At 43.0% G+C, this 12,522-nt stretch carries 12 protein-coding genes; all 12 read right to left on the bottom strand.

All coding sequences use genetic code 11. The features are described from left to right. Positions 1-66: 66 nt before the first annotated feature. The 12 genes from cotE to pgsA all read right to left on the bottom strand — a co-directional run bounded on the left by cotE (position 67) and on the right by pgsA (position 12,493). Positions 67-627: an outer spore coat protein CotE gene (gene cotE / locus H513_RS0105585; RefSeq protein ID WP_026799854.1), complete on the bottom strand. Its 561-nt coding sequence runs from the start codon at positions 625-627 to the stop codon at positions 67-69. 194 nt (positions 628-821) lie between these two features. Then, complete coding sequence (locus tag H513_RS0105580; protein ID WP_026799853.1) at positions 822-1,250, bottom strand: YlbF/YmcA family competence regulator; 429 nt, start codon at positions 1,248-1,250, stop codon at positions 822-824. Further along, positions 1,251-2,810, bottom strand: a complete 1,560-nt coding sequence (miaB, locus tag H513_RS0105575) for a tRNA (N6-isopentenyl adenosine(37)-C2)-methylthiotransferase MiaB (protein ID WP_026799852.1) — start codon at positions 2,808-2,810, stop codon at positions 1,251-1,253. Between the two features lie 111 nt (positions 2,811-2,921). Then, positions 2,922-4,103: a glycine C-acetyltransferase gene (locus H513_RS0105570; protein WP_026799851.1), complete on the bottom strand. Its 1,182-nt coding sequence runs from the start codon at positions 4,101-4,103 to the stop codon at positions 2,922-2,924. After that, positions 4,100-5,179 (bottom strand): L-threonine 3-dehydrogenase, encoded by a 1,080-nt coding sequence (tdh, locus tag H513_RS19645; RefSeq protein ID WP_231572067.1) that lies wholly within the window; start codon positions 5,177-5,179, stop codon positions 4,100-4,102. Before tdh ends, H513_RS0105570 begins: the two co-directional genes overlap by 4 nt. Before the next feature lie 110 nt (positions 5,180-5,289). Next, positions 5,290-6,210, bottom strand: coding sequence for a dipeptidase (locus tag H513_RS0105560; protein ID WP_026799850.1), 921 nt, complete (start codon positions 6,208-6,210; stop codon positions 5,290-5,292). Between the two features lie 109 nt (positions 6,211-6,319). After that, on the bottom strand, positions 6,320-6,580 hold the full coding sequence (gene spoVS / locus H513_RS0105555; RefSeq protein ID WP_026799849.1) for a stage V sporulation protein SpoVS: 261 nt from the start codon (positions 6,578-6,580) through the stop codon (positions 6,320-6,322). 116 nt (positions 6,581-6,696) lie between these two features. Beyond that, positions 6,697-7,494 carry a TIGR00282 family metallophosphoesterase gene (locus H513_RS0105550; RefSeq protein ID WP_026799848.1) on the bottom strand — a complete coding sequence of 266 codons (798 nt, stop codon included), beginning with the start codon at positions 7,492-7,494 and terminating at the stop codon, positions 6,697-6,699. 132 nt (positions 7,495-7,626) lie between these two features. Beyond that, positions 7,627-9,189, bottom strand: a complete 1,563-nt coding sequence (rny, locus tag H513_RS0105545) for a ribonuclease Y (protein ID WP_026799847.1) — start codon at positions 9,187-9,189, stop codon at positions 7,627-7,629. A gap of 260 nt (positions 9,190-9,449) precedes the next feature. Further along, positions 9,450-10,496 carry a recombinase RecA gene (gene recA / locus H513_RS0105540; protein WP_026799846.1) on the bottom strand — a complete coding sequence of 349 codons (1,047 nt, stop codon included), beginning with the start codon at positions 10,494-10,496 and terminating at the stop codon, positions 9,450-9,452. Between the two features lie 174 nt (positions 10,497-10,670). Beyond that, positions 10,671-11,918 (bottom strand): competence/damage-inducible protein A, encoded by a 1,248-nt coding sequence (locus H513_RS0105535; protein ID WP_026799845.1) that lies wholly within the window; start codon positions 11,916-11,918, stop codon positions 10,671-10,673. Next, positions 11,915-12,493, bottom strand: a complete 579-nt coding sequence (gene pgsA, locus H513_RS0105530) for a CDP-diacylglycerol--glycerol-3-phosphate 3-phosphatidyltransferase (protein ID WP_026799844.1) — start codon at positions 12,491-12,493, stop codon at positions 11,915-11,917. Before pgsA ends, H513_RS0105535 begins: the two co-directional genes overlap by 4 nt. Positions 12,494-12,522: the final 29 nt, after the last annotated feature.

Below are 12,522 nucleotides of genomic sequence, written 5' to 3'. Positions count from 1 at the left end.
TATCAGTCAGGGACATTCAACCAATCCACTAAAAAAGAGGCACCTATTGGCACCCCTTCTAAGTATCTACTCTTCTTCTTCTTGCGCCAAGAAGTCAGGATCAACATCTGCAAATTCATCATCAGAAAGCTCGTAACCCCAATCATCTTCCTCATGTACGCAGCCGTCTGGGTCGACCTTCACACAAATTTTTGTCTCCCCTATCACCTCAACGATAAATTCGCGTTCCACTTCTACAACAATTTTGTGTCCTTGGTGAGCAATTCTTGCCTCCAGACAGTTCGGCTGTTGTACAACACGAGCAATGACTTCGCAGTTCTCATCTACGCAATGCTCATCTTTAATGGACAAATGAACTTTATCGCTATACGTTACTCGTTCGGTTACAACTTCTGTTTTTGTGTTGTCGTTGTATGAATACCAAACGTTGATATCGTAGCTACCTGAAACTTCAACAAAGTCGCCTTTTTTCTTAGCGTTATAGATGTGGTTGATGACCCAGCATCCTAAAATACTCGTTGGGCGGTGTGACGGGGTAACTGTATGAGTGGATTGTGTAAACTTGCGTCCCTTCCCACAGACCGCTTTCGTAATAATTTCACGATACTCCTGATCAAAAAACGACATGAGAGCCCAACCTCCTCCTTCTTAGTACTTACATCGATATTGAAGACAAACGTCCGAAGTGCCAAATTCCATACGGTCGCAACATTCTGTTTCTAGTTCATTCTATGCAAGAGCCTAGGAAAATGTACGAAATCTTTTTATGATAAAAATAAATAAAGAGCACCTCCATACAAGAGATGCTCTTTGCCTTCTATTTATGACTCTTTTATTGAACTTGCTCCAAGTGCTGAACCCGTCTCACCTGTTAACAAGTCGCCACCAGTTGAGCGGATGACTTCATTCGTCACTTCACGGGAGATGGTACCCGTAACAAGCTGTAAGAAGTCATTAATGGTAATTTGTGTTTCTTTAAATTCAGAAACAACTGGAATTTCATCCAATTCAGCCTGAAGACGGTCGATTTCTTTCTCTACTTTCTTTAATGCCTCTGTCTTTCCGTAGTGCTGAAAGTTAACCGCTTGTTTCTGAAGAGACTTGATGCGGTTAATGTTGTTCTTGACTCGTTGGTTATCATTCAGTTTCGCTTCCACCTGTTTAAATCGGTCAATTTCAGGTGTGTTGGCAAGCATTTTAGCTAATTCTTCTGCATGTTTTAGGACATCTTCACGTGTATACGTGGTCATTTACTTCACCTCTATAGTTTCCACCATTTCGCCATTTAGCGACCATGTTTTAGATTCTTGTATTTTCACTTGTACAATTTGGCCAATTGCCGTTTTAGGGCCTTTGAAGTTCACCACTTTGTTACGCGCGGTATACCCAGCAAGCACCTCATCATTGTTCTTGCTTACACCTTCTACAAGGACGTCAACAACTTCGCCTTCATACTTCGCCATCGCCTCTTTAGACTGACGATTTACAAGCTCATTGAGACGCTTGAGACGAGCTTTCTTCACGTCCATCGGCACGTTATCTTCCATGTTGGCAGCCGGTGTTCCTTCTCTTTTAGAGTAAATGAACGTATAGGCTGCTTCAAATCCTACCTCTTCAACAAGGGTCATCGTTTCCTCGAACTGCTCTTCTGTTTCATTTGGAAAGCCAACGATGATATCTGTCGTTAAGGTCGCGTTTGGCATCGCTTCTCTAATTTGTTGAACCAAATCCAAGTAGCGCTCTCTTGTATACTTTCGAGACATCCGCTTCAACACTTCAGTGCTACCAGATTGGACCGGCAAATGAATATGATCTAACATGTTGCCACCTTTTGAGAGCACCTCGATTAGACGTTCATCAAAGTCACGTGGATGTGACGTCGTAAAACGAATACGCGGGATATCAATCTTTCTTAATTCATCCATTAAATCGCCTAAACTATATTCATAGTCTAAGTCTTTCCCATACGCATTTACATTCTGGCCAAGAAGTGTAATTTCTTTATATCCTTCAGCAGCCATGGCGCGTACTTCTTGGATAATATCATGCGGTACTCTACTTCTTTCTTTCCCTCTTGTATAAGGTACAATACAATAGGTACAGAATTTGTCACATCCGTACATGATATTAACCCAGCCTTTTATCTTCCCCTTGCGTACACGAGGTAAATTCTCGATAATGTCGCCTTCTTTAGACCACACCTCAAGAACCATTTCCTTGCTAAACAGCGCCTCTTTCACAAGTTGAGGCAACCGATGAATGTTATGCGTTCCGAATACAAGGTCTACAAATGGATGCTTCTGTTTAATGCGGTTTACAACTGCCTCTTCTTGAGACATGCATCCGCAAACGCCAAGTAATAAACCTGGATTCTCCCGTTTCAGCGACTTTAGGTGCCCTAATTCGCCAAACACTTTGTTTTCTGCATTTTCCCGGATGGCACACGTATTCAGCAAGATAATATCTGCTTCATGCTGGTCTGTGGTAGATTCATACCCCATCTCTGTCAGAATCCCAGCCATAACTTCTGTGTCATGTTCGTTCATTTGACATCCATACGTACGAATTTGAAACTTCTTCCGAGCCCCTATACCCTGAATATCTTCAGGAATCGTGAAATCGTAGTGAACCTCTGTTTCAGACTTCCCTCGTTTTTTCGCCTCTTTCAATGAAGGGGCGGTAGGTTCATAGGTGGTTTGGAAATAATGAGAGATTAGATCATCACTGGACAGTTCTTGAATCCGCTTTAAATTCTTCGCCTCATCGTCAGACTGAAGAATGTTCTGTTCTTTTCTCTGCTGCTCATTCATATGTAGGAACCCCTTTCCATCCATGCTAACCCTTACATTATAGCAAGGACAACCTTAAAAAGAAAAGAAAATAATGGTAAGGGTTCTAGGGTGAAAAGGGGAAAATGGTTCTTACTCTTTCAGCAGTCCGAGATTTCTACCCGCACGTTCAAATGCAGAAAGGGCCGTTGCAAGCTCTTCTTTCGAATGCTCTGCAGTTACGATGGTCCGAATTCGACCACTTCCCTTCGGCACAGTCGGGTACACAATCCCTTGAGCAAATACACCTTCATTAAACAATTCATCTGAGAACCGGTGCGTTAACGCATCGTCTCCTACAAGAACTGGCGTGATAGGAGTTTCACTGATGCCCGTATCAAAACCTAGTTTCTGAAGTCCGTCTTTAAAGAACTTCGTATTCTCCCACAACTTCTCAATCAACTGAGGCTCCTCAAGCAACACATCAATCGCAGCATCACAAGCAGCGGTTACTGCAGGCGGATGAGATGTACTGAACAAGAAAGGACGCCCTTTATGGATTAAGTATTCCTTAAGCGTTTCGGATGTGACCACATACCCACCTAACACCCCAATTGCTTTACTTAACGTCCCTACTTGAATATGAACTCGACCATCTAATCCAAAATGGTTAACAGTGCCGCGGCCATTCTTGCCAAGTACGCCGCTCGCATGAGCGTCATCAACCATCACAAGCGCATCGTATTTCTCCGCAAGTTCTACAATAGCAGGTAAAGGAGCAATATTTCCATCCATCGAGAACACACCATCCGTAACAATTAAGCGGGTTCGATAGTCCATGGAAGCCAAGAGTTGCTCTTCCAACGAATCCATATCTACATGCTTATAAATCTTCCGTCCTGATTTCGTTAAACGAATGCCATCAATGATGGAGGCGTGGTTTAACTCGTCCGAAATGACAACATCTTCGTCTGTAAGCATGGATGAAAGCACGCCTTGATTCGTGGTGAATCCAGATTGGAAGACAAGGGCTGCTTCTGTGTGCTTAAACTTTGCTAACTTTCGCTCGTATTCTTCATGCATCGTCAACGTCCCAGCAATTGTTCTTACTGAGCCTGTTCCAACACCATATTGTTCCACTGCTTTTGTTGCCGCTCCCTTTAGCCTTTTATGAGACGTTAATCCCAAGTAATTGTTTGAGGATAATTGAATGACCTCTTTTCCTTTGATCGTAACGGTAGAGCCTTGTTCGCTTTCTAACGGAATTAGCTGACGATAGGTCCCGTTGTCCTTCATTTCTTCTAATTCACGTTGCAAATGTTCAAATCCTTTCATCGTTCAACCTCCTCAGATGTAGTTGTTGGCACTCCATGCGGATACAAGACAACCTTTCCACACTTGCCCTCATTCATTAACTTAAAGCCAAGTTCATAGTCTTCTAACGGCAAATGGTGTGTAATGATCGGCTTTACGTCTACTTGCTCAGATTGAAGCAACCTCGATACTTGTTGCCACGTCTCATACATCTTTCGACCTGTAATCCCTTGCACGGTAATCCCTTTAAATACAATGTCATTCGTAATATCTAAATCCACTCTTGTTGTAGGTAAACTCAAGATTGAGACTCTGCCACCGTTCGTTACCATCTTAAACCCTTGGTCCATCGCTACTGGATGACCACTCATCTCACACACAACGTCAACCCCATGCCCATCTGTCAGAATGAGAGCTTCTTCAACAGGGTCACATTCACCAGAGTGTATCGGGACTGTGGCGCCCATTTGACTCGCTAGTTCTAAACGGTACTCGTTTACATCAAAGGCAAGCACTTGAGAAGCGCCTGCTGCCTTCGCAACCCCCACTGCCATTAGCCCGATTGGCCCACAGCCAATAATGGCAACCGACTTGCCTGCGACCTCCCCATTTAACACGGTATGTACAGCATTCCCCATGGGCTCTTGAATCGATGCAATGGAGACTGGCATATTCTTTGGATTCTTCCACAAATTTTGTTCAGGAAGCGCCACATACTCCGCGAAACATCCATTCGTATCTACCCCGATAATCTTCGTATTCTTACATATGTGGTAATTCCCGGTTAAACATTGAGGGCAAGTATGACAGACTAGATGCGTTTCCGCACTCACGTAATCGCCTACTTCAACCCGCGTCACAGCCTCGCCAACTTCTTTCACAATTCCGCTAAATTCATGTCCGAAGACGTAAGGTGGTTTGACACGACTCTTCGACCACTCATCCCAATTATAAATATGCACATCCGTACCACAAATGGACGTTGCTTGAACTTCAATTAATACATCTCTAGCCCCTATCGTGGGCACATCCACTTCAACCAATTGTGCTCCCTCGGTGGCCCCTTTCTTTAAAACCGCTTTCATTTTTCCATCCAAGATGTACACCCCTTTTCTAATAAAAGAACCTTCTACGTATATTATTATCATAATTCACATAAAATTTCTACTATTAAAGAAAAGAGTGTCCACCTAACACGGACTATTGCCTAACTGGGGAATAATCTTAAGAAATTCTTATAACCAAGCTTTTGAGCTGTTTCCTCAGAATAAGATTGTCGAACGAGATTCATCAATTCCTCATAATCGACTGGAGAAGTTAGTCCAGCGACTCTTTCATCCGTCCCATCGAAATCAGACCCGAAGCCTAGCACATTCTCGCCTCCAAGTTCAATAATCCGATTCACATGAGTCATAACGGAAGTTAGGTCCGCTTCACCATTTTCCTCTAAGAAGCTTGGTACAAACGTGACCCCGATAAAAGCATCTTGACCAATGAGTGCATGAAGTTGTGCTTCATTTAGGTTTCTCTGATGCGAAGTTACCTCATACACGTTAGAATGAGAGGCCATTGGATAATCCGCACGCTCCATAACATCCCAAAATCCTTTGTAAGAAAGGTGCGACACGTCTGTCCATACCCGATATTCATTAAGTAAATCTACCACTTTGTTGCCAAATGAAGAGAGCCCTGCACCACGCTCCTCTAAAATCCCATCGCTTGTAGCATTCGCATTATTCCAAGTCAATCCAACTGATTTAACACCCAGCCTCAGTAAGGTTTTCAACCTGATGAGTTCGTCCCCAATCGGATGACAACCTTCAAGGGTTAAGATTGCTCCTCTCTCTCCTTCCTTAAGATGCTGTAAGTCTTCTTTCGTATGAATCACCTTAATGTTCGAGAATGGAGCAATAATACGGTCGTAAAACAAATCTACCATCTCTAGAGCAACACGAAACTGTTCTCCACTAGGTACTTCTGGTGGAACGAATAACGCGAAGCATTGAGCTTTCACAGGACTATTCATCCAATTCTCATAGTTCACTGTAATAGCTGGGCTATCTACAAACGACCGAGTGGGATCCTCCCACAATTTCAGTAATGCATCACAATGCGCATCAATCAACACGTTCTTCCCTCCTCATAAGAAATACTCCGGCAGAACGTTGCCCGGAGCATCATCTCTTTATAAATGAGAAGCAACCTGTTTATATAAACAGGTTGCTTAGTTAGATAGATTAGCGAGGCTCCACGATTAGCTTAATCGCTGTCCGCTCCTCGTTATCAATTAGAATATCTGTGAATGCAGGAATACAAATTAAATCTACTCCGCTAGGTGCCACGAAACCTCTCGCAATTGCGACCGCTTTCACGGCTTGATTCAGTGCACCAGCGCCAATAGCTTGTATCTCCGCCGTCCCACGCTCTCTTAGTACGTTCGCAAGTGCGCCTGCTACAGAGTTTGGATTAGATTTTGCTGAAACTTTTAATATTTCCACTACTAGTTCCTCCTTCATTAGCTAAGAATATTCCATTGTAATCTTATTCTAGGAGCTCGTAGAATATGCCTCCTTATCTACCTATTATGAACGAATTTTTAGAAAACTTCAAACATTTAGTCAAAAAATGGATGATCATCGTTAATTAAAATTCGTTCCACCTTGGTAGCTTTGCCTGAGGCCTTGTCTACATCAATCATAACCGCGCTTAATTGTGTCCTTCCCTTTTTTGGAATTTCAAAACGTACAGGCAATTGCGTTAAGAATTTCTTAAGGACAGCTTCGCGGTCGGTTCCTAATATTCCGTCGTAAGGGCCAGTCATACCTACGTCAGTAATAAAACCTGTTCCCCCAGGTAGCACACGGTTGTCCGCAGTTTGAACGTGGGTGTGAGTCCCGACTACAGCGCTGACACGACCATCAAGATACCAAGCTAATGCTTGCTTCTCACTTGTTGCTTCCGCATGGAAATCAACAAAAATATGAGGCGTACGCTTCTTTGCTTCTTCCACGAGTTCATCCGCAACACGGAACGGGTCTTCTAGTGGTGGAAGGAATGTACGTCCTTGTAGATTAATAACAGCAAGCTCAATGCCACCGTCTTTAATGTACGTAATGCCTTGACCAGGTGTGTCCTCCGGGAAATTTGCAGGTCTTACCATTAGGGGAGCATCATCTATAAAATCAAAGATTTCTCGTTTATCCCACGCATGATTTCCAAGTGTGATTGCTTGTGCGCCACTCTCTAAGAGTTCACGATAAATCTTCTGAGTAATCCCTTTCCCAGACGCAGCATTCTCTCCGTTAATAATAGTGAAGTGTGGGTTATACTTCTTCTTTAACCGTGGTACATACTCTTGCACCATATCTCTTCCTGGTGAACCTACAATATCTCCTACAAACAATAATTTCATAATTTCGTAATTCCTTTCTTCCGTCTAAGTAGATATAAGTGTCACACAATGGCGCACCTATGTCAAAAGCTTAATTGATCCCTTGAGCCTATTGGCACATAACAAAAGAAGCGATCCGAAGACCGCTTCTTTTTACTTCGCATATTCCACAGCTCTCGTTTCACGAACAACGGTCACTTTAATGTGCCCTGGATAATCAAGCTCATCCTCAATTCGCTTACGAATATCACGAGCGAGCTGCGTTGATTCTAAATCATTTACATCATCTGGACGAACCATGATACGAACCTCACGGCCGGCCTGAATGGCAAAGGATTTCTCAACACCATCGTACGACTCAGAAATCTCTTCTAACTTCTCAAGTCTCTTGATGTAGTTCTCTAGCGTTTCACTTCTTGCACCAGGTCTAGCTGCAGATAGCGCATCCGCGGCTGCAACAAGAACGGAAATAATAGTAGTTGGCTCTTCATCTCCGTGGTGAGAAGCAATTGCATTGATTACGGTGTCATTCTCTTTGTATTTCGTAGCTAATTCAACGCCAATTTCCACGTGGCTACCTTCCACCTCATGGTCAATGGCTTTCCCAATGTCATGAAGCAAGCCTGCTCGTTTGGCCAACACCTGGTCTTCGCCTAGCTCAGCAGCCAATAGACCAGATAGATACGCAACTTCCATAGAGTGTTTCAACACATTCTGACCGTAACTTGTACGGTATTTCAATCGACCAATAATCTTAACAAGGTCAGGATGCAGGCCATGGACGCCCACTTCGAATGTTGTCTCTTCTCCAACTTCACGTATATATTCATCAATTTCACGACGCGATTTCTCAACCATTTCTTCAATGCGCGCCGGATGAATACGCCCGTCTTGAACAAGTTTCTCTAGTGCAATACGAGCTGTTTCACGGCGAATCGGATCAAATCCAGATAGAATAACCGCTTCAGGAGTATCGTCAATAATTAAGTCGATTCCTGTAAGGGTTTCAAGGGTACGAATGTTTCGTCCCTCACGTCCGATGATACGCCCTTTCATCTCATCATTAGGCAAGTTAACGACAGAAACGGTTGTTTCTGCAACATGGTCTGCGGCTGTCCGTTGAAGAGCAAGGGATAAAATGTTCTTCGCCTTCTTATCTGCTTCCTCTTTCGCACGATTCTCAGCTTCTTTCACCATAACTGCTGTTTCATGAGACAGTTCATTTTCTAAGCGTTCAAGAATAACTTGTCTTGCTTGATCGGTCGTATAGCCTGATATACGCTCAAGCTCAGACTGCTGTGTTTCCTTCAATTGTTCCACTTTGCTTTCCGTTTCTTCAATTTGTTGTTGTTTTTCTGTAAGTGACTCCTCTTTCTTCTCTAACATAAGCTCGCGCTTATCAAGCGTCTCACTCTTACGATCCAGATTCTCTTCTCTCTGCATTAAACGGCTTTCCTGCTTCTGAAGTTCCGTGCGGCGCTCACGAATTTCTTGTTCAGCCCCTTGTCGAAGCTGATGATTCTCTTCCTTAGCTTCAAGTAGAGATTCTTTCTTCGCGGCTTCAGCGTTTCTATGACCTTCGTCAACGATTTGCTTCGCTAACTCCTCAGCACTTGAAATCTTCGCTTCCGCAATGGATTTCCGAATCAGATAACCAACAACAATACCGACGATTAAGGTAAGCAAAATGGAGATGATGGTTACATATAGATTCATCGATTCACCTCCTATTGCTATTTACTTTTTACATTGTGTCGGCATCAACAATGCTTCATTTTCATTTTTAGTGGGAATAGTCTAAACATTTTGTCAATAATAAGAAAAATGAAAATTATACATGTTAATTTTAAGCTTGTCTGTCAAGATTGTCAAGGAATGGTCAAATCTTTCGAAGCGCTTCCTTCAAAAAATGTAACCCCTTACTGTTATGTAGAAAAAATACTTGCCCCCATAAAGGAGCAAGTATGACTCAGTACTTACACATCAAGCGTGTCTTGGTCGTTTGAAGTATCTTCCTGAGGAGCATGAAGTGGTGTTGAATCCATTTCATAATGCTCACGAATCAATCTATGAATTTCTTTATACGTTTCAGGATTTTCTTTAAGGAATTGTTTCGCATTCTCACGACCTTGTCCTAATCGTTCTCCTTCATAGGAATACCAAGAGCCACTCTTCGTAACCATATCAAGGTCTGTGCCGATATCTAGGAGTTCTCCCTCGCGTGAAATTCCTTCTCCGTACATAATGTCAACTTCAGCCTGACGGAACGGAGGTGCAACTTTGTTCTTCACAACTTTAATCTTCGTTTTATTTCCGACCATGTCATTTCCTTGCTTCAACGTTTCTGCACGACGAACTTCTAAGCGAACAGAAGAGTAGAATTTAAGGGCACGTCCACCTGGTGTCGTTTCAGGGTTACCGAACATAACGCCGACTTTCTCACGAATTTGGTTAATAAAGATCGCTGTTGTCTTCGATTTATTAATCGCGCCACCAAGCTTACGAAGAGCTTGAGACATCAAACGCGCCTGAAGACCAACGTGAGAATCTCCCATTTCACCCTCAATTTCCGCTTTAGGAACAAGGGCAGCAACAGAGTCAATTACGACCATATCAACCGCATTGCTTCGAACAAGCGCTTCTGCAATTTCTAATGCTTGTTCTCCTGTATCGGGCTGTGAGAGCAATAGTTCTTCAATATTTACACCAAGCGCTCTTGCGTAAACAGGATCAAGGGCATGCTCAGCATCAATAAATGCCGCTGTACCGCCTTGTTGTTGGGCTTCTGCAATCGCATGCAGCGCAACCGTCGTCTTACCAGAGGATTCTGGTCCATAAATTTCAACAATACGACCGCGAGGGTAACCGCCAACACCCAATGCTACGTCAAGGGCAAGGGATCCACTTGGAACTGTACTAATACGTTGCTCGGCTTGTTCACCTAGTTTCATAATTGAACCTTTACCGAACTGCTTCTCTATTTGTCTTAACGCCATATCTAGCGCTTGTTTACGATCGCTCACATTTCTTCCCCCTTAGGATAATCTATACTTATCATAACGTGTTTTGATTCATTTGCCAAGAAAAATACGAATAAATGTTCCCTTTTTCCACACATTCGTTGATGTTGGAATTATCATTTTCTCTTAAGCGATTTTACAAGTTTCATCGGGTAAATATCCAGTAAAAAGAAAAGTCTATTGAGTTAACATTTGGTATAACAACTGGAAGCCTTTCTTTACTGCGCGATTTCTGATTCCTTCACGGTCGCCATTGAAATGAAATTCTTTCGCATAAGGAAGTTCACCATCTACATAGATTCCGATAAACACTTTCCCAACTGGTTGGCCTTCTTGCTCACTTGGTCCAGCTACGCCAGTAAAGCTAATGCCGATACTTGAACGGAGTTTATCTGCTACGTTTACTGCTAGCGTTTCAGCGCATGAAGATGAGACAACTCCTTGCGTTTCCAAGATCAGTTGAGGCACTTCCAGTAAGCCACTTTTCACTTCTGTATCGTAACATACGACAGAGCCTTTCGTGATTTCGGATGCACCTGGAATTGTAATGAGTTGGTCGATAAATCGTCCCCCTGTTAAGCTCTCAGCTGAGCTAATGGAGTACCCTTTCTCTTTTAATAACTCCATCACTTTCGCCTCTAAGGTATCATCATCACTGCCGTACAGGTACTGGCCTACTCGTCTTTCAATCTCTGCTTCTGTCTCTCTTAACATGTCTTTCGCTTCGTCCAATGTAGCTGCTTTAGAAGTCAACCGGATAGAGACTTCTCCGTTGCCTGCTAATGGGGCAATTGTTGGGTTAGTCTGACCAGAAATTAAATCTTGAAGGTCATGTTCAAGTTGTGATTCCCCAATCCCAATAAAGCGAAGCATTTTTGAATGGATGGTTGCATCTACTCCAACTTGACGCTTAATAAACTGGAATCCTCCTTCATTCATAATGCTCTTCATCTCTGAAGGCACACCAGGTAAGAGCACCCATGTAGTTTCATTCTCATGAATCGCTACGCCAGGTGCCATTCCAGCAGCATTTGGAAGCAAGGTGGAGCCTTCAATAAGTTCAGCTTGCTTCTTGTTATTTGGCGACATGCTAAGCCCGTTCTGGATATAATAATTTTCAATTTCCTTCATTGTATCTTCATGCACATAGAGCGACTTGTTCAATAGATTCGCGACAACTTGTTTTGTCGCATCGTCTTCTGTCGGCCCAAGTCCACCTGTAACAATGATTAAATCTGACCTTGATTCGGCTAGAGCGAACACGTCTGTCATTCGTTGTTCGTTATCACCTACTACTTGATGGTAAAGTACATTCACGCCAAGGTCAGCCAATTGTGACGATAACCACTGAGCGTTACTATTTACAATTTGTCCGAGCAATAGCTCTGTACCAATTCCAATCACTTCCGCATTTACTTGTTTCATTTAGAATCCCTCATTACATGCCAGTTTTTCATAAAGTACTCAATACCTGATACTAACGTAATAATCATAGCTGCATATAGAGAAATTGTCGCAAATGGGAACCCAATATAAGAGAATGGGAAATTATGAAGCAACAACGTAGAAGCCGCGATAATTTGTAACCATGTCTTTAATTTCCCCATTTGACTCGCAGCAAGCACAATTCCTTCTCCAGCTGCCACTAAGCGCAGCCCCGTTACTGCAAATTCGCGTGAAATAATAATAATGACTACCCAAGCTGGTGCCATTCCTAACTCTACGAGCAAGATTAAGGCAGCTGACACAAGTAACTTATCAGCAAGTGGGTCTAAGAACTTCCCGAGATTCGTGACGAGGTCATGCTTACGCGCATAATAACCATCGATCCAATCTGTCGTAGAAGCTATGATAAAGAGGATACCGGCTAATAGATGCATGAGTGGCAACGTGCTTTCTCCAATACTGTACTCTGGACCCGTGTATGGTACCGTTAAGAGTACAATAAAGATTGGGATTAATAAAATGCGTGATAGTGTAATTTTGTTTGGGATATTCATCACATGTCCTCCTATTCTTGTCCATCATG

This window comes from Pontibacillus halophilus JSM 076056 = DSM 19796, from assembly GCF_000425205.1.
GTDB lineage: Bacteria > Bacillota > Bacilli > Bacillales > BH030062 > Pontibacillus_A > Pontibacillus_A halophilus.
The sequence above is the reverse complement of the archived record's forward strand: the minus strand, read 5'-3'. Positions and strand labels throughout refer to the sequence as shown.